Genomic DNA, 19,101 nt, shown 5'->3' with positions numbered 1-19,101 from the left:
CATCAACCTGTTTTGAATCATCTTCCGTTTACTCAAGGTACGAGAGCAGGATCCATGAAAAAACAAACCCAGCTGTTGAGTGCATTAGCGTTAAGTGTCGGGTTAACTCTCTCGGCGCCATTCCCGGCCGCAGCGTCTATCCCCGGCCAGGTTCCCGGTCAGGCTGCGCTTCCCAGCCTCGCTCCGATGCTGGAGAAAGTGTTACCTGCCGTGGTGAGCGTAAGGGTTGAAGGTACCGCCACTCAGGGGCAGAAAGTCCCGGAAGAGTTCAAAAAGTTTTTTGGTGATGAACTTCCCGATCAACCGTCACAACCCTTTGAAGGGCTGGGCTCAGGGGTCATTATTGACGCAGCCAAAGGCTACGTTCTGACCAATAACCACGTTATTAATCAGGCGCAAAAAATCAGCGTTCAGCTTAATGATGGCCGTGAGTTCGACGCTAAGCTTATCGGCAGCGACGATCAGAGCGATATCGCACTGCTACAAATTCAGCACCCCAGCAACCTGACGCAAATTGCCATTGCTGACTCCGACAAACTCCGCGTGGGTGATTTCGCGGTGGCTGTGGGTAACCCGTTCGGTTTGGGTCAAACAGCCACCTCCGGCATTGTATCTGCCTTGGGTCGCAGTGGGTTGAACCTGGAAGGTCTGGAAAACTTTATTCAGACTGACGCCTCTATCAACCGCGGTAACTCCGGCGGCGCATTGCTCAACCTGAACGGTGAGCTGATCGGTATTAACACTGCGATTCTGGCCCCCGGCGGCGGCAGCATCGGGATTGGTTTTGCAATCCCGAGCAACATGGCGCGCACGCTGGCACAGCAGCTGATGCAGTTTGGTGAAATCAAACGCGGTCTGTTGGGTATCAAAGGCACCGAAATGACCTCGGATATCGCCAAAGCGTTCAAACTGGACGTACAGCGTGGCGCGTTTGTCAGTGAGGTTCTGCCTAACTCCGGCTCCGCAAAAGCGGGAGTGAAATCTGGTGACGTCATTACCAGCCTCAACGGTAAACCGCTCAACAGCTTCGCCGAACTGCGTTCACGCATTGCGACAACTGAACCTGGGACCAAGGTCAAACTGGGCCTGCTGCGTAACGGTAAACCGCTGGAGGTTGAAGTCACCCTCGATACCAGCACATCATCGTCCGCCAGCGCAGAGATGATTGCGCCTGCATTGCAAGGGGCCACGCTCAGCGATGGTCAGTTAAAAGACGGCACCAAAGGCATCAGAATTGATAACGTAGAAAAAAGCAGCCCTGCAGCACAGGCCGGTCTGCATAAAGATGACGTTATCATTGGCGTTAACCGCGATCGCGTAAACTCAATCGCCGAAATGCGAAAAGTGCTGGAAGCGAAACCGTCGATCATTGCTCTGCAGGTGGTGCGCGGTAACGAGAGTATTTACCTGCTCCTGCGATAACGCATGCAACCGGACATCAGCCCCTCGTGTGATGTCCGGTAAACTCGTGATATGCTGCTGCCGTTCCCTTTATTAATGACGCCGCCATCATGTTTGTGAAGCTTTTACGTTCGGTCGCGATTGGTTTAATCGTCGGCGCCATCCTGCTGGCCGCGATGCCCTCTCTGCGAAAAATTAATACGCTTACCGCACCGCAGTTCGACAGTGCAGATGAAACGCCCGCTAGCTATAACCCGGCGGTTCGCCGCGCAGCGCCTGCCGTCGTGAACGTTTATAACCGCAGTATGAACAGTACCGCGCACAACCAGCTTGAGATCCGCACGCTCGGCTCAGGCGTTATCATGGATCAGCGCGGCTATATCATTACCAATAAGCACGTCATTAACGATGCCGACCAAATCATCGTCGCATTGCAGGACGGCCGCGTATTTGAAGCGCTGCTTGTGGGGTCTGATACGTTAACCGACCTTGCGGTGCTGAAAATCAACGCCACTGGCGGGCTGCCAACAATCCCAATTAATAACAAACGCGTGCCGCACATTGGTGACGTGGTACTCGCCATCGGTAACCCGTACAACCTTGGGCAAACCATCACTCAGGGGATTATCAGCGCCACCGGTCGAATTGGCCTGAACCCGACAGGACGGCAAAACTTCCTGCAAACAGATGCTTCCATCAACCACGGAAACTCCGGCGGTGCGCTGGTCAACTCACTGGGTGAATTGATGGGGATTAACACGCTGTCATTTGATAAGAGCAACGATGGCGAAACCCCGGAAGGGATCGGCTTTGCCATTCCGTTTCAGTTGGCGACCAAAATCATGGATAAGCTGATTCGTGACGGGCGCGTGATTCGTGGCTACATCGGCATCAGCGGTCGCGAAATTGCACCACTGCACGCTCAGGGCGGCGGGATGGATCAAATTCAGGGGATTGTGGTTAACGAAGTTTCCCCGGATGGTCCGGCAGCGCAGGCGGGCATTCAGGTTAACGATCTGATTATCTCGGTCAATAACAAACCGGCGGTGTCTGCGCTGGAAACGATGGACCAGGTGGCAGAGATTCGACCAGGTTCAGTTATCTCCGTTGTCGTGATGCGTGATGACAAACAGTTGACGCTGCAGGTAACGATCCAGGAATACCCGGCCACCAATTAACGTCACGTCTGGCGGCCTACTGACCACAAAAAAACCGGAGCATGTTGGCTCCGGTTTTTATTAGGCGATATCGTAGAGAGTTAGTACGTAATGCCTGATGGCGCTACGCTTATCAGGCCTACAAATACACGCAGGCCTTTCTTCGCGTTACTTAACGAACTCTTCGCCCAGAGTAATATCTTTTTTCAGCGTATCCAGCATGCCTTCCAGCGAGCTTTGTTCAAACGCGCTCAGCTTGCCGATAGACTGACGCTCTTCTACGCCGTTTTTACCCAGCAGCAGCGGCTGAGAGAAGAAACGAGCATACTGGCCGTCGCCTTCAACGTAAGCACATTCAACCACACCTTTTTCGCCGCTCAATGCGCGAACCAGGGACAGGCCGAAACGTGCAGCAGCCTGACCCATAGACAGGGTTGCAGAACCGCCACCGGCTTTGGCTTCCACAACTTCAGTACCCGCATTCTGGATACGTTTAGTCAGGTCAGCTGCTTCTTGTTCGGTGAAGCTTACGCCAGGAATTTGTGACAGCAGTGGCAGGATGGTCACGCCAGAATGGCCGCCAATAACCGGAACTTCAACGTCGCCTGGTTGTTTGCCTTTCAGTTCCGCAACAAAGGTGTTGGAGCGGATGATGTCCAGCGTGGTCACGCCAAACAGTTTGTTCTTATCGTATACGCCTGCTTTTTTCAGCACTTCTGCAGCGATAGCAACGGTAGTATTCACCGGGTTGGTGATGATACCGATACACGCTTTCGGGCAGGTTTTAGCAACTTGCTGCACCAGGTTCTTCACGATACCGGCGTTGACGTTGAACAGGTCGGAACGATCCATACCCGGTTTACGTGCGACGCCCGCAGAGATCAGTACCACATCAGCACCTTCCAGTGCAGGGGTAGCATCTTCGCCGCTGAAGCCTTTGATTTTCACAGCAGTAGGGATATGGCTCAAATCAACGGCCACACCAGGTGTTACTGGAGCGATGTCGTACAGGGAGAGTTCTGAACCTGAAGGCAGTTGGGTTTTTAACAGTAATGCTAGCGCCTGACCGATACCACCAGCAGCGCCGAGGACTGCAACTTTCATCCTAAACTCCTTATTATATTGATAAGCAAAATGTCTATTGCTCCGCGGCGGCGACCTTAATTCACAAATCCAATGAATACAACAACCACGCGTCAAGAATGCGTAGTCACGCAAATTTGGCTTTTATGCATTTAACTTACGTAAAATAAAACCTAAGTTACGTAATTCAAAACCACCCACACAGTAGAGCAACTTTCCAACAGGTGCTGACAATATACCCTACCCGCCACTCAAAACAACATCAATTTGATAACATTTAATTTACTTTTAACCTTATTTGCGAGCCGTGACACAGGCATGTTTCTTGATAACGAAATTTGATAAAATTCCGCTCTTTCATAACATTATTTCAGCCTTGAACAAGGCAGACTGTTTGCATAAAAATTCATCTGTATGCACAATAATGTTGTTTCTACCGCCATATTACGGGTGACTTATGCGAAGCTCGGCAAAACAAGAAGAATTAGTAAAGGCGTTTAAAGCGCTACTTAAAGAAGAAAAGTTCAGCTCTCAAGGCGAAATCGTCCTCGCGTTGCAGGATCAGGGCTTTGATAATATCAATCAGTCCAAGGTTTCACGCATGCTGACCAAATTTGGCGCCGTGCGTACCCGCAATGCGAAAATGGAAATGGTGTACTGCCTTCCGGCGGAACTGGGCGTACCCACGACCTCCAGTCCGCTGAAAAATCTGGTGCTGGATATCGACTATAACGATGCGGTCGTGGTTATTCATACCAGCCCTGGCGCTGCTCAGTTGATTGCACGTCTGCTGGACTCATTGGGGAAAGCGGAAGGTATCCTGGGTACGATTGCCGGTGACGATACCATCTTCACCACCCCAGCTAAGGGTTTTACGGTAAAAGATCTGTACGAAGCCATTCTGGAACTGTTCGAACAAGAACTGTAATACCGCCTCCCCGTCGCCTCGCGGCGGGGGAAAACACTCTCTTTTCATCCCCCTCCTTCTCATTTCCACTGCTATTGATTTAACAAATGGTGCGTTTAACCATCAAAATACATTCACATGGTGAATGTGCAGCCTTTAAAACGCACATTTTGCAAAATAAAGCATCTACATGATTTAATTAAATTTATTTTGTATAAGCTGTTTGAAATGCTCTTTTTAATTCCATTGAGTTATAAAAAATCATTTTCTTAACACTCAAAACCCAATGAAACAATTAGCGTGGTATTAATTTATCAGGTGATTAGTGTATACTTGATTTTGTGATGAGGGTCACGAAACACAGACCCCCAATAAAAGAATTCGACGAGGTAAATATCATGAAAATCAAAACTACTATTGCAACCTTAAGCCTTCTTTCTGTTCTCTCCTTCGGTGCAAGCGCCGCGGTTACTCAGGTGAACTCACAAGAAGCACAGAATCTGCAATCCATCGGTAGCGTCTCCGTCTCTCAGATCGGTAGTTCACCAATGGACATGCGTCAGGCCATCGCCGCTAAAGCTGAAAAAGCAGGCGCCAGCAGCTATCGCGTCACCGAACTCCGTGAAGGTGCTCACTGGCACGCTACTGCAGAACTCTACAAATAAACCCTCGTCGTCTAAGTCCGACGACTTGCCCCCGCCTGCCGGGGGCTTTTTTATGTCTTACATTGAGTGACGAACGTTAAAACGCAACTGCCCTTCCAGCTCTTCTTCCGCTTCATCGAACAGTAAAATCAACGCGCCGTATCGCCTGCGCAGCTTGTCCGGTAAATGGACAAATTCAATCTCCAGCGGCAGCGGTAAGACTTCCCCGATCACCACCTCCCACAGAGAATCCAAATCAACCACCTTTTCCCGGGCCAGACCGAATGTGCGCGTGAACTCGCGGTAGAAATCGCCCTGATCTTCTATCTCGTCAAAATCAAATGTATAGATGTTCATCTATAGCCACCATCCCGACGCCAGCTACTCTACAGACCGCCAATATCCAGGGGTCTCTCGCATTTTCAGCTAAGTATAGCCATAAAAAAACCGACGCTTTTAGCGTCGGTTTACAACTCTTAATTACTGACCAGCGCATGCTGGTATTTGTGCAGCATCCCACTGAGTCGTTTTACCGGCTCGGTCACCTGCGGCGGTGCTTGCCAGATAATTAATTTCTCCTGGTAGACCTCGAGCTCCTCCAGTAACTGGCTAAAGTAGCGTCGGCGCTTGTCGTCATTTCCTGCTGAAATTACGTGATCGGCAGTACGACGAAGCTGGCGATGGAATGCGGATAGATCCTCGTTTACCGGTACCGGTGCATCACGCAGGCGCTGGTGCGCGATGATCATCGTCAGCGCCAGGCGAAACTTCGCCAGATCGCCGGGAAACTTGTTCATCAGCAAAAACAGCTGCTGATAAAGTGCCGGAAGATGATTTTCTTTACGACGGACTACATTGGTGGTCATTGCTGAAACCGCCGCCGAAACAAACTGGTTGAGCAATACGCGGCCTGTTCTGTCACGAGAGTTATCACGCACCAGCAGAATGACGATAAACGCCAACACGCAGCCAACAATCTGCCCCAGCGCACTATCAAGGAACTGGCTAAAGTGGAAGGTCATCGGGTTATCCAGCACAATGATATTAATGGTGCTGGCCAGCGCCCCCATCGATCCCAGCCGTCGTTTCTGTACCTCAATCCCCAGAAAGAATCCCAGCACCGCCAGGCTCAGGCACAGTAACAGCATACTTTGTTGCGTATTAGGGATAATCACCAGGAAATAGAGCGCTCCGAGCGGTAACGCTGCCAACGTCCCATAGATAAAGTCTATCGCCACCATGCGAGGATTTGGCAAACGCATTGCCAGCGAGGTGACGACCGCAATCATCACCATTGCACCGCTGCCGGAGGTCCATCCGGTCCATAGCCAGAATAAGGTCCCCAGCACACAAGAAAGCGTGGTACGCCAGAAGTTAACCATCGCATGATGACGCTCGGCAGACTCCACTTTCACCACCGGCTCACCTTGCAGGATCTCTTCTTCCGTAGCGCTAATCTTGGTATTACTCACCACACCACGTTTGAGCAGCAGGTAGCGCGTCGCCGCACCTGCCCAGCTGTATATGGTGACCGGCGTTTCGCGCTCGCCGGTCCAGGCAATCACCCGACGCATCCGCTTCAACTGTTTATGGACATCCTGCACCGTTTCAACCGACGTATCGAACAACTCGCGGAAAGTATCAGTAATCAGTTCCGGTCGGGTGTTCTGAATAAGATAGGTTTCACAGGACTGCGTGATGAGCGTGAGCGACAGCGTGTTCAATGCCTTAAGCCTGCGGTTAGCACGCCCCCAGCGTGAAGACTCCATATTCAGGTTACTGCGCATACCTTCCAGCGCTGCCGTACGACGGACTAAATCGCCCCAGGCTTTATCCACAACCTCGCTGTCGCCGTGCTTAATGCACAACTGCATCAGTTGATATTGCGCCACCAGCAGGCTGTCCAGCTCAACATCAATCTCTTGTTTTATCGAACGGGGAGAGAAAAGTAGATCGGCCACAATGGCACAGACAATCCCCATCACAATTTCACTGCAACGTTCGAGCGCAAATTGCGGCGTCAGCAGCGGTTCGGCCTGAATGGTAATGACGATGATCAGCGCCGTATAGCCCGAAAGCCCCCAGGCATAGGAGTTCTCGATCTTCACCAGTGACGAGATCCAGGTACAAAATCCGGCCCAGATACAGCACACCAGGATCATCAATAACGGAGCGCGGATCATACTGATGATAATGATCAGTCCGGCAATACAACCGATAAATGTCCCGACAATACGCAGCATGCCGCGATAGCGAATAGCCCCTGAATAGGGTTCCCCACCGGCAGCAAAGGCCGGGCCTGCCGCCACAATGGCTGCAGTCAGCACCGCCCAACGCGGAGTCTCAAGTTGGAAGTGAAAACCAACGAACAGCGCCAGTACAATCGCGCACGCCAGTTTTACCGCAAAGCGGATATGCTGATTGGCAATGGAGAAAATACCCATCGCGATTAACCAAACTCGCGCAGGCGGTGCGCCATTTTACGGAAGAAGGACTCCTGGCTTGCATCACGGTCCTGCTTACCGGTAATGACAACGGTAGCCGTTGTCCCGGCAGGCCACAGAGTTCCCTGCTGCTCATCAAGGCGGATTCGTACCGGTACACGCTGCGCCAGGCGCACCCATTCCAGATTTGAATCAATGGTCGCCATACCTTTTGCATCCTGCGTACTGCTGGCATTTGTTACCCCCGCCGCCACGCTATCAACGGTGCCTTTTAAGACATTATTACTGCCCAACGGGGTGATCTCAGCGCGATATCCAGGGCGAACACCTTCCAGTTTGGTTTCCTCCATATAGGCCAGCACATAGAAAGAATGCTGCTTGACCAGCGCCACCGCTGTGGAACCACGCGTAATAAATTCGCCGCTATAAACGTTCAGGTTAGTGACCCAACCGTCTGCTGGTGCGCGAATGACGGTACGTTCCAGATCTAATTTTGCCAGGTCGCGGGTCGCTTGTGCTTTCGCAAGCTGGTGTAATACGGTTTGCAGGACGTTGTTTGACTGGTCAATCTCTTCACGAGACATGGCCTGCACGCCCAGGCGGTTACGACGGCCAGCCTCCTGGCGTTTTTCCTGGGCCAGAACCTGATAATAAGAAACATCAGCTTCGGCCTGCTCAAGGGCTTTCTTATAGCGTGGCTGATCGATGGTGAACAGAATCTGATCCTTTTTCACCAGTTGGTTATCATGGACGTTAACGTTGGAAATAAGACCCGCAACATCCGGCGCAATAGCGACGACATCTGCGCTGAAACGCGCATCACGTGTCCATGGCGACTCGGTGTAATACACCCATGCGCGAAAAATAGCGATGAAGGCCAGAATGACCAGTACGAGAGTCGTGGCCGTACGGGAGAGTTTTTTTGTTAGTGTTTTCACTTCAACCTCAAACGAACAGGCGCGTTATTAAATAGAACAGGCAGCAATACAGCGCGGTGTTAAACAGAGCCGGATGCCAGACAAAATCATAGATGCCGGTTGGAACCAGCATCCGGCGCACCAGCCAGAAAATCGCCAGTGACAAAAGTAATTCGAAAAAAATCGGTGGGAAGGACAAACCAAACACCACGATAACGGGAAACAGACTCATGTTGACCTTGGTAACTTAAGAGAGTGCAGGTGATAGATTTTCTAGCGTATGTCACCGCAGAGAAGGGCAAGGATGAGCCAGGCGAGAGCGACATAGCTGTTATTTGAATAATAATATATTAACGTAACTGTTATGCTGTTATCTATATTATGTGATCTAAATCACTTTTAAGCCAGAGTGAACAATGGAACGATTAAAACGTATGTCGGTGTTCGCCAAAGTCGTCGAACTGGGCTCCTTCACCGCCGCCGCAAGACAGCTACAAATGAGCGTTTCATCGATAAGCCAGACGGTCTCCAAACTGGAAGATGAGCTACAGGTTAAGCTGCTAAACCGCAGTACACGCAGCATTGGGCTGACCGAAGCCGGTAAAATTTACTACCAGGGCTGCCGGAGAATGCTGCACGAAGCGCAGGATGTTCACGAGCAGCTTTATGCCTTTAACAACACGCCCATCGGCACGCTGCGAATTGGTTGTTCTTCAACCATGGCACAAAATGTCCTCGCCGGATTGACCGCGACCATGCTGAAGGAATACCCCGGTCTGACGGTAAATCTGGTAACAGGCATCCCGGCCCCGGATTTAATCGCCGATGGTCTGGACGTGGTTATCCGCGTCGGTGCGTTGCAGGACTCCAGTCTGTTCTCGCGTCGCCTGGGTGCCATGCCGATGGTAGTCTGCGCGGCTAAAAGCTATCTCGCACAGTTTGGTGCCCCGGAGAAACCCGCCGATCTCAGCAACCACTCGTGGCTGGAATACAGCGTGCGCCCGGATAATGAATTCGAGCTTATCGCTCCGGAAGGAATTTCCACCCGCCTGATCCCAGAGGGGCGTTTTGTGACTAACGATCCGATGACATTGGTGCGCTGGCTGGCTGCGGGTGCGGGCATTGCCTATGTGCCGCTGATGTGGGTGATCAATGAGATCAATCGTGGCGAAGTGGAGATCCTCCTTCCCCGCTACCAGTCGGATCCGCGTCCGGTCTATGCGCTATATACCGAAAAAGACAAACTGCCGCTCAAGGTCCAGGTGGTGATTAACTATCTGACGGAGTATTTTGTTGATGTAGCGCAGCTTTTTCAGGGGATGTACGGCCGGGGAAAAGAGAAATAAAAAGAGTATTGGCCGGATAAGGCGTTGACGCCGCGTCCGGAAAGATGCCCGATAGCGCTGGTGCTTATCGGGCATACATCATGATGTTATGCAGTACCACCCACCGTCAGGTTATCCACCTTCAGCGTCGGCTGGCCCACGCCCACCGGCAGGCTCTGCCCTTCTTTACCGCACACACCAACCCCGTTATCCAGCTTCAGGTCGTTACCTACCATTGAAATCTGCTGCATCGCTTCGATACCAGACCCAATCAGCGTCGCGCCTTTCACCGGTTTGGTTACTTTACCGTTTTCAATCAGATACGCTTCAGACGTCGAGAACACAAATTTCCCGGAGGTGATATCCACCTGGCCGCCGCCGAAGTTAGGCGCATAAATGCCGTATTCAACGGATTCGATGATTTCCTGCGGCGTGGATTTCCCCGGCAGCATGTAGGTGTTGGTCATACGTGGCATCGGCAGGTGCGCGTAAGATTCACGGCGACCATTACCCGTTGGCGCGACGCCCATCAGGCGCGCGTTCAGTTTGTCCTGCATGTAGCCTTTCAGAATACCGTTTTCGATCAGCACGTTGTACTGACCCGGTGTGCCTTCATCATCAATAGCCACAGAGCCACGACGGTCCGCCATTGTGCCATCATCCACAACGGTACACAGTTCCGACGCCACCAGCTCACCCATGTGACCGCTGAATACCGAGGTACCACGGCGGTTAAAGTCACCTTCCAGACCATGACCGACCGCTTCATGCAGCAGAACGCCAGGCCAGCCAGCGCCGAGTACTACCGGCAGCGTACCAGCAGGCGCTGCTATCGCGGACAAATTAACTAACGCCATGCGTACGGCTTCTTTCGCCCACGCGTCAGCACGGACTTCACCATCAAGGTCGCCAAGGAAATAGTCATAGCCAAAACGACCGCCACCACCGCTGGCACCGCGCTCGCGCTTACCGTCCTCTTCGACCTGTACGCTTACGGACAGGCGTACCAGCGGACGAACGTCAGCGGCCAACGTACCGTCGGTCGCTGCTACCAGAATCAGTTCATAAACACCGGTCAGGCTGGCGGTTACTTCCTGGACGCGTTTGTCGGCGGCACGGGCCACGCTATCAACGCGACGCAGAATATCCAGTTTATCTTCGCGGCTCATGCTCTGTAACGGATCAACCGAAGTGTAAAGCGCCTGATGCTCAACCGCTCCTAGCGTTTTTACTTTGCCGTCACCGCTGTCACGCACGATAGTACGGGCAGCATGAGCACTTTGCTCCAGCGCCAGCAGGCTGATCTGGTCTGCATAGGCAAACCCTGTTTTTTCGCCGCTGATGGCGCGCACGCCAACACCCTGATCGATATTGTAAGAGCCGTCTTTAATGATGCGGTCTTCTAAAACCCAGGATTCGTGATAGCTCGACTGAAAATAGAGATCGCCGTAGTCAAGACGGCGTTCGGCCAGTTGGCCCAGAATGGCAAACAGATCCTGATGTTTCAGGCCATTCGCCGCTAGCAATTGTTCACTTACCAGGTTCAGACTCATCGTTTTGGTTACTCATTTAATTCTGCCGGATGGCGGCAAAAATGCCTTATCCGGCCTACGTTGTTAGGCTACTGTAGGCCGGATAAGCGCTGCTCCATCCGGCAATACTATGTACTGAGATTGGGGCAATTACTTGCCCCCGTCAAATCATTGCTGGCTTTCTTTGCGCGGCTGACGCAGAACTTCGTTAATCTGCGGTTTATCGACCGGACCGGTGATGCGATAACGCAAAATCGAAACTTTGCTCCACAATGGTCCCAGAACCTTACTGGCAGCAAACACCGCCGCACCGACAATCGGGTTGACAGCAAACGCAGCGGCAACCCCTACGGTGGCAGAAATTTCAGGCGCGACAATGGCTTCCATATCCAGCTCCCGACGGACCAGGTTCACTGAGCCTTTCATCGCAATGTCTGCCTCCAGACCATCCACCAGCGTGTCGTCGGTATGCATCACACCATCTTTGATCCACGCCGTGCTGCGAATCGAGTCGAAATAGAAACCTTCACTGAAGGTATCGCTAAAATCAAAACGCAGTTTACGTAGCAACGCATCAAAGCTCAGCAGTCGCAACAGTTGCCCCGCATGCCCGGTACTGAGTTCGGTAAGCTCACCTTTGCCCAACCGGGTACGCAAAATCCCATTCAGCGAAGCTTCGTCCGGATCCCATGGCGGGTTACGCCAGTGCAGGTCATACTCCACGTTGAACGAAGAATTACGAATCGGGGTCGATACGCCAAAGAAACTGGCAGCGGAGTCAATTTTACTGCCGCTCAGTTTACCCTTCAGTGACGTTCGCTCTTTGCCCGGCGCATTCACCCACACGCCATCGGTGGTCAGTCTGGCAAAGCCCGTATCCAACAGACCGTTGCTCAACGTTAGCGTGTCGCCTTTAATTGCTACATCGGCATCAATGCGCCCATATTTCTGTCCCCACATCCAGCACTCGGCACAGCGTAACTGAAGGTCCGGCCAGCCGCGGAAGCTGAAGTTGTCCACGGCGGAAAACGGCGAGGCTGATGTGTTGCCCGGTGACGCTTTCGCCGCGCTGGGGTTGTAATAAAGATACTTAATATTGGCCAGCCATGGCGCATTATTGCGCATCGCCAGCGTGGCATTAATTTCACGACCCTGCGCCTGCACAATGGAGCCATTGCTCGCAGGCTCAGACACAATACTCAAATTATTCCACTGCTGACCGCCCAGGGATAACGATGGCGTACGCACGGTGATGCGTTGTGGGAAGTTGGCATTAGTGCCAACGTTATCCGCTGCGCCTTTTTGGAACAACGCCAGCCATTGCGCGCCATCCATAGGGGGAAGATTAAGCTCAATGCCTTGCTGATCGGGTAACGCGGGCACAGTACGGCTTTCCGACGTCCAGATAGCGCGGTCAAGCGTCAGTTTCTGATTCAGCAACCAGCGGCTGTTAAAGTGGTTCTTACTGCCAGCATTGCCGGTCAGTTCAAAGCTGCGCAGATTACCGTTGGCCTTAACATTCACCGGCAACGCTTCACCGGGCGCTTTATTCAGCGGAGCAGGTAAGTGACTACTTACATTCTTCAGGTCACCCTTTAGCTCAATGTCGTAAGTCGGCCCGGCATGATACGGAAGATCGATACCCACCTTGCCATTCCACGCCATGCTGCCGCTTAAGGCATCGTTGACCTGCGCCGGTAAAATCCCCATGCGGGTTGGCTGCCAGTCGCCTTGCAGGTTCACGGCTACCTGATAGGCTTTCGCCCCTTCGGTGGTGGAGAAGTCGACGTTCAGCGGCTGATTAAACCAGTTCGCCGTCATCGGCTCGCTCTTCAGATCGCCGTTGATAAAGCTGAATTTACCATTCAAATTCTTCAGCGTGCTGTCGAGTGGTTTAATAAACAAGCTGTTATTACGCAGGTTGACGTCGCCTTTGGCGGTAACCAGCGAGCCGTCTAGCGGAATATCAAGATGTAAGCGAGCATTCACATCGCCGTCAATTTGCAACTGTTCCAGCGTGGCACCGAGAGAATCCTTCAACGGAGTCTCATCAAAATAAGGTCCAACCGCCTTGCCTGGCCCGTTGATATCGGCATCAATCAGTAGCTTTTCTTTTGCATAGTCGGGAATATTAGCCGTCAGGTTACTGGCCTTCACGCCGCCTAGATTGACGCTATCCGTCTTCATCCACAGGCCATCGTTAATGAAGTTCAGTTCGATATTGAGATCGGTTAGCGCAGGCCAGTCAGGTTGGAAAGCAAACTTCGCATTGCGTAGCGGCACCAGGACCTGAAACTGCCCTTCATTGTGCAGATACGGGAACAGATTCGGGTTACCGCCATACACCAGCGTGGCGTTATCCGCCTCGCCGCCTTGAATAGCGCCGCTGAGGTAGTCAACCAGATCCTTACCCATCAGGTTTTCCGGGAAATAACGCCAAGCCTGGGAGCCATCGTCGGTACTGATACCGGCCAGAATGCCCAACCATGGCTCATCATCAGCCGGTTGCAGATAGCGAAAACCACCGCGCGCATGTACCGCTTTCGCTTTAACATCAATGTTGCGCCCGTCTAACTGGAAGCCTTTATCATTCTTCAGCCAGCTTAGCGTCGCCACGCCGTTCTCTATTTCCAACGGCGCGCGGAAGACGGTTTCATACGGCATTTTTGCTTGTTTCATGGAGGCGGTGAGCGCCCCATTTTCAACGCTGCCCGCAAGCGTACCGGAGAAATGTTCTGCCCCCGGCAGCAGCTTCCACTGTTTCCAGGCCAAATCGGTCCACGAGGACAGGAAGCGGGTTTTTTCTGTCGCCTGTAACGGGATATCCAGCGCAAGCACATCTATTTTGCCGCTGGGTTGCGTGGCCCGCCAGATATCACCCAGCGCAGGCGATAGCCTGGACGCCATCGGACGCAGTCCTTCTAACCCGGCCAGTTCCAGATTACTGGCGCGAATGCGTAGCTCATCACTGCGTTTGTTATTCTCACCACCGACTTCCTGCTCAGGGATCCAGGCCAGCGTTAATGCCCCGCTCGGCCAGGGCTTATCATCCATGGTGATACGCGTATCGGGAATAGAGAATTGCCAGCCCGGCTCTTCACGGCTGATGTGCGCCGTCAGATTATCGACGGAGAGCGTGTGCGTACGATTTTCACCCAGCCAACTAGCTCCGCCTTTTTTCAGCCAGACATCACCGCCAGAAACGACGCCTTTGCTGATCGTCATCCATGCTTCCAGGCTAAAACGCGCGGTTTGTAGCGCGACATTATCCTGCATCCATTTGCCCAGCCATGGTTTGACGTCGATGTCGTCTGCCTGCAGCCAAACTCGACCGTTATTCAACAGCCCTTCGTCATCACGCAGGTCCATACGCACCTGCATAATGCCGTGCTGTCCGGTCAGGCTGGAGAGGCTGACCTGACCCTCGGCGCGATGCCGATTTTTACCATTCAACCAGGTAAGCTGGGGGATCGCCAGTTCAGCACGTTGACCTGAGAGGGTTATAAAGCTGATATGGCTGTCGCGTAGATCGAAATGATCAAACTGACGCAGGAAGAGATCGCTGAGATGGCCGGTTTCAATCCCATCTCCGCCTTCGCTGCGCTGGATAGGCGTATTGGTGCGCAACTGCAGTTGCCAGAAGGTGAGATCGCGAAACTGCCAGCGCATGTGTAGCAAACTTTGCCAGACATCCAGCGCCAGCGTGACGCGTTTTACCGAAAATTCTCCCCCATCTTTCAGCTGCGCATGGATATTGCGCGCTTCAAGCGTAGGACCGAAATTTTGCCAGCTGGCAGAAAGCTGGCTAGCGGAAACAGGCAGACCTGTGGCGGATTCAATCTTGCCAAGAATGGCCGGACGCCAGCTATCAAGATGAGGTAACGCAAGGCGCAGTCCACTGACCAGCAGCGCTGCGATGACAACGAATGCGGCTCCAGTGAGCAGTAAAATCCCCGGCAATCGCCTCACGCGCCTCTCCTTGTCTACCAAAAAATATGACTCACACCCCTTGAGTGAATATTGCCGGATAACGGCGCTTGCGCCTTATCCGGCCTACATGCGCGGGTGCCACTACACGATTTACATCATGACGACGTCGAACTGCTCCTGGTTATACAGCGGTTCGATTTGTACTTTGACCTGTTTGCCGACAAAGATCTCAACTTCCGCCAGCGCATGTGACTCTTCACCTTTCAGGGTTTCAGCCACTGCCGGAGAGGCATAAACCAGGAAACGGTCAGAGTCATATGCATGGTGTACGCGCACGATTTCGCGCATGATTTCATAGCATACGGTTTCCACCGTTTTCACCGTACCACGCCCATGGCAGGTCGGACACTCGTTGCACAGTACATGTTCCACGCTTTCACGTGTGCGTTTGCGCGTCATCTCCACCAGGCCCAGCTGTGAAAAACCGTTAATGCTGGTTTTTACGCGATCCTTGCTCAGAGCCTGCTCCAGGGAGTGCAGCACCCGGCGACGGTGATCTTCATTATTCATGTCGATAAAATCGATAATGATAATACCGCCGAGGTTACGCAGACGCAGCTGACGAGCAATGGCCTGCGTTGCTTCAATATTAGTATTAAAGATAGTGTCATCAAGATTACGATGCCCAACAAACGCGCCGGTGTTGATATCCACGGTGGTCATCGCTTCGGTTTGATCGATGATCAGATAGCCGCCGGACTTCAGCTCAACTTTGCGTTCCAGCGCGCGCTGGATTTCATTCTCAACGTCAAAGAGATCAAAAATAGGCTGGCGCCCGCTGTAATGTTCCAGCTTGCTGGTCATCTCGGGGATATATTCCGCCGTAAATTCCAGTAACGCCTCATAGGTCAGACGGGAGTCGACGCGGATGCGGTCAAGCTGCGCATCGGCAAAGTCACGCAACACGCGCTGTGCCAGGGCCAATTCACCGTACATCTGGTAGCGCGTTTGCGGGCGCTTTTTACGCTCCATGACTTTCGTCCAGACGCGCTTCAGGTAGGCAGCATCCGAGGCCAGATCCTCTTCACATACGCCTTCCGCCGCCGTGCGAATGATGAAGCCACCCTGCTCATCGCAGTAATCCGCCACCACTTTTTTCAGGCGTTCGCGTTCGGTTTCGCTTTCGATACGTTGGGATACGCCAACGTGCGAAGCCCCCGGCATAAAGACGAGATAACGGGAAGGAAGCGTGATGTCCGTCGTCAGGCGTGCGCCTTTAGTTCCCAACGGATCTTTTACCACCTGCACCATCAGATCCTGCCCCTGGCGCACCAGTTCAGAGATGTCGCGTACGGTGAACTGTTTTTGTTCTTCACCCGCCACGCATTCGGTGTGCGGCATGATGTCAGAAGCGTGAAGAAATGCGGCTTTATCCAGTCCAATATCTACAAAAGCCGCCTGCATACCCGGAAGTACACGACTTACACGACCTTTGTAGATATTGCCTACGATTCCGCGTCGCGCCTCACGTTCAATATGAATTTCCTGCAGAATACCACCATCAATGTAAGCCACCCGAGTTTCCGATGGCGTTACGTTTACCAACAATTCAGCCGTCATGTTTATCCCTTTTCTCACGCAGTGCGTTAAAATTGGTCAGCAACTCATACGTTTCTACCAGCGGTAAGCCGACTACGGCGTGATAGCTGCCATTTATCTTCCTGACAAAACAGCCACCCAACCCTTGAATACCGTATGCACCTGCTTTATCCATTGGTTCACCGCTGGCAACATAGCCCGCGATGTCCTCATCGGTTAGTGCTCTGAATGTCACTTCCGTCACTACCAGGCAGTCCAGACTGTGCTGGCGATCGGCCAGTGCCACGGCCGTCATAACTTGATGCGTTTTGCCCGACAGTTTGCGCAGCATTGCTGCGGCATGGTCGGCGTCGTGAGGTTTTTCCAGCACTTCGCCATTAAGGATAACGATGGTATCCGCACCCAATACCGGCAAATCGCGCTGGGCCAGCGCTACGCCAGCCTGCGCTTTTTCGCGCGCCAGACGGGAAACGTACTGCTGCGCGCTTTCCTGCGGGTGCCGCTGTTCTTCAATCCCTGGGACCAGTCGTTCAAACGTAACACCAAGCTGAGCGAGCAACTCCTGACGACGTGGAGAACCTGAAGCAAGATACAGAGTATTCATATCAACCTTATTGCACCGCAAACTGCTGACGGACTTTACGCATCAGTAAGAATAGCCATGGCCAAAGCACACCATTCACTACACTACTCCAGAACACTTCAGGTCTGAAAGAGACGTTGATCACTAAAAACTCGGCCCAGAAAACAATAATATCCACGACCAGTGATAACAACATGACCACCAGCGCCTGTTGCCAGAGCGCGAGGTTTCGGAATAGCTGGAATTTCAACGCGACCAGATAAGCAATGATACTCATCGACAATGCGCGCACGCCAAGCGTGGAGCCGCTGATGAGATCCAGTATGGCACCCACCACAAATCCCGTGCCCACATTTACGCGATGCGGCAGTGCCAGGATCCAATACAACAAGATGAGCAGCACCCAGTTTGGCCGGAAAACCAGAATGTCATCCGGCCAGGGCATGACTTGCAGCAACAGTGCAATAAGGAACGAGAGCCAAATTACCCAACGTCCCTGGCTACGATAGCTTGCCACTTACTGTCCTCCCGGCTTACGCGGAGCAGGTTGTGGCGGCGTGGTATCTGCGGGCGCTGGAGCCACGCCTGTTGCAGGTGCTGGCATTGGCGCAGGCGGTCCCATGGTATCTGGTGCAGGCAGAACTTGCGGCATCATTTGCATCAGACGTTCATTCGCAACGCGGTGTACTTCTTCCGGCGTCATCGGGTTTGCGCCATTACGATCGGCACCCCACAACAGCAGCAGATAGCGCAGACGCTGCAGACCCGCAGTCGGACGAGCCTGAATCACGGTATATGCGCGCTGAGTGTCCAGCTTAACGGAAGAAACAACAGCAACCGGATAACCTTCAGGGAAACGTCCACCCAGACCCGAGGTGACCAGCACATCGCCAACGCGAATGTCGGTGTTAGCCGGCAGGTGTTCGAGCTGAAGATCGTCGGTGCAGCCGTTACCCGCAGCGATCACGCGGATATCATTACGCAGTACCTGAATGGGCAGCGCATGCGTCGCATCGCAAATCAGCAGCACGCGGCTGGTCAATTTAGCCACCGCCACGACCTGACCTACTACGCCTTTGTCGCTAATAACCGGCTGGCCTTCGTAGACGCCGTTAACGCTCCCCTTGTCGATCACGACCTGATCGCTGTAAGGGTCATTAACCGTTGAGATGACCTGCGTCACCATCTTTTGTTCGTCCTGACGCAATGGCGATCCCAGCAGCTCACGCAAACGCGCGTTCTCCTGTTTGTATTGCCCCAGCATCAGTAGTTCGCTGTTTTTCAGCAGCAGTTCCTGACGCAACGCCCGGTTTTCAAGTTCGAGTTGGTCACGCGAAGCCAGCGTTTGCGACACGCCGTCGAGTAATTCACGAGGACCATTTGAGATAAAGTAGAAAGGACTGACGGCGGTATCCATGTACGTTCGGATTTGACTAAACGTACCCAGGCGGCTGTCGGCAATAATAACGCCGAGCGCCACCAGCACCGCCAGAATAAGGCGAATCTGTAGCGACGGGCCACGGCTAAAAATTGGCTTCATAGTCTATGCGTATTCTCGTATCAGAGCGGAAGGGCAACC

The 19,101-nt window shown here is 52.8% G+C and carries 16 protein-coding genes; 5 read left to right on the top strand and 11 right to left on the bottom strand.

Translation table 11 applies throughout. The features are described from left to right. Window positions 1-54: 54 nt before the first annotated feature. Both degQ and degS read left to right on the top strand, forming a co-directional pair. Window positions 55-1,422, top strand: coding sequence for a serine endoprotease DegQ (gene degQ, locus GHC22_RS02320; protein ID WP_008785951.1), 1,368 nt, complete (start codon window positions 55-57; stop codon window positions 1,420-1,422). Window positions 1,423-1,511: 89 nt separating this feature from the next. Next, a complete protein-coding gene (gene degS / locus GHC22_RS02315) occupies window positions 1,512-2,579 on the top strand; it encodes an outer membrane-stress sensor serine endopeptidase DegS (RefSeq protein WP_008785952.1) in 1,068 nt (355 codons plus the stop codon). Window positions 2,580-2,726: 147 nt separating this feature from the next. Here the strand turns inward: degS and mdh are convergent, their stop codons facing one another. Next, window positions 2,727-3,662 (bottom strand): malate dehydrogenase, encoded by a 936-nt coding sequence (gene mdh, locus GHC22_RS02310; protein ID WP_008785953.1) that lies wholly within the window; start codon window positions 3,660-3,662, stop codon window positions 2,727-2,729. 436 nt (window positions 3,663-4,098) lie between these two features. On the opposite strand from mdh, the gene argR reads away from it, so the two are divergent. After that, complete coding sequence (argR, locus tag GHC22_RS02305) at window positions 4,099-4,569, top strand: transcriptional regulator ArgR (protein ID WP_003025162.1); 471 nt, start codon at window positions 4,099-4,101, stop codon at window positions 4,567-4,569. Window positions 4,570-4,946: 377 nt separating this feature from the next. Continuing rightward, on the top strand, window positions 4,947-5,213 hold the full coding sequence (gene yhcN / locus GHC22_RS02300; protein ID WP_003828812.1) for a peroxide/acid stress response protein YhcN: 267 nt from the start codon (window positions 4,947-4,949) through the stop codon (window positions 5,211-5,213). Window positions 5,214-5,270: 57 nt separating this feature from the next. Here the strand turns inward: yhcN and GHC22_RS02295 are convergent, their stop codons facing one another. The 4 genes from GHC22_RS02295 to aaeX all read right to left on the bottom strand — a co-directional run bounded on the left by GHC22_RS02295 (window position 5,271) and on the right by aaeX (window position 8,785). Next, window positions 5,271-5,549, bottom strand: coding sequence for a hypothetical protein (locus GHC22_RS02295; RefSeq protein ID WP_003025168.1), 279 nt, complete (start codon window positions 5,547-5,549; stop codon window positions 5,271-5,273). 119 nt (window positions 5,550-5,668) lie between these two features. Continuing rightward, window positions 5,669-7,636, bottom strand: a complete 1,968-nt coding sequence (aaeB, locus tag GHC22_RS02290; protein WP_153752138.1) for a p-hydroxybenzoic acid efflux pump subunit AaeB — start codon at window positions 7,634-7,636, stop codon at window positions 5,669-5,671. Between the two features lie 5 nt (window positions 7,637-7,641). Beyond that, entirely contained in the window at window positions 7,642-8,574 is a 933-nt protein-coding gene (aaeA, locus tag GHC22_RS02285; protein ID WP_057067981.1) for a p-hydroxybenzoic acid efflux pump subunit AaeA, read from the bottom strand. Window positions 8,575-8,581: 7 nt separating this feature from the next. Next, a complete protein-coding gene (gene aaeX / locus GHC22_RS02280; RefSeq protein ID WP_003828816.1) occupies window positions 8,582-8,785 on the bottom strand; it encodes a p-hydroxybenzoic acid efflux pump operon protein AaeX in 204 nt (67 codons plus the stop codon). Window positions 8,786-8,969: 184 nt separating this feature from the next. Here aaeX and aaeR point away from each other — a divergent pair, with 184 nt between their 5' ends. Beyond that, window positions 8,970-9,899: an HTH-type transcriptional activator AaeR gene (gene aaeR / locus GHC22_RS02275; protein WP_008785957.1), complete on the top strand. Its 930-nt coding sequence runs from the start codon at window positions 8,970-8,972 to the stop codon at window positions 9,897-9,899. Window positions 9,900-9,985: 86 nt separating this feature from the next. On the opposite strand, the gene tldD is transcribed toward aaeR, so the two are convergent. The 6 genes from tldD to mreC all read right to left on the bottom strand — a co-directional run bounded on the left by tldD (window position 9,986) and on the right by mreC (window position 19,062). Continuing rightward, window positions 9,986-11,431, bottom strand: coding sequence for a metalloprotease TldD (tldD, locus tag GHC22_RS02270; RefSeq protein WP_153752136.1), 1,446 nt, complete (start codon window positions 11,429-11,431; stop codon window positions 9,986-9,988). Between the two features lie 147 nt (window positions 11,432-11,578). Beyond that, window positions 11,579-15,379: an AsmA2 domain-containing protein YhdP gene (gene yhdP / locus GHC22_RS02265; protein ID WP_020996360.1), complete on the bottom strand. Its 3,801-nt coding sequence runs from the start codon at window positions 15,377-15,379 to the stop codon at window positions 11,579-11,581. 111 nt (window positions 15,380-15,490) lie between these two features. After that, entirely contained in the window at window positions 15,491-16,960 is a 1,470-nt protein-coding gene (gene rng, locus GHC22_RS02260) for a ribonuclease G (protein WP_003025190.1), read from the bottom strand. Beyond that, window positions 16,950-17,543 (bottom strand): nucleoside triphosphate pyrophosphatase, encoded by a 594-nt coding sequence (locus GHC22_RS02255; RefSeq protein WP_008785959.1) that lies wholly within the window; start codon window positions 17,541-17,543, stop codon window positions 16,950-16,952. Before GHC22_RS02255 ends, rng begins: the two co-directional genes overlap by 11 nt. A gap of 7 nt (window positions 17,544-17,550) precedes the next feature. Then, complete coding sequence (mreD, locus tag GHC22_RS02250; RefSeq protein WP_003025196.1) at window positions 17,551-18,039, bottom strand: rod shape-determining protein MreD; 489 nt, start codon at window positions 18,037-18,039, stop codon at window positions 17,551-17,553. Further along, the gene (gene mreC, locus GHC22_RS02245; protein WP_003828827.1) at window positions 18,040-19,062 is read right to left on the bottom strand and encodes a rod shape-determining protein MreC; all 1,023 of its coding nucleotides are present in this window, start codon (window positions 19,060-19,062) and stop codon (window positions 18,040-18,042) included. It abuts the gene before it with no gap. Window positions 19,063-19,101: the final 39 nt, after the last annotated feature.

This window comes from Citrobacter sp. H12-3-2, assembly GCF_009649895.1.
Classification (GTDB): domain Bacteria; phylum Pseudomonadota; class Gammaproteobacteria; order Enterobacterales; family Enterobacteriaceae; genus Citrobacter; species Citrobacter portucalensis.
Note: the sequence above shows the minus strand (reverse complement) of the source record. Positions and strands in the feature narration are given on the sequence as shown.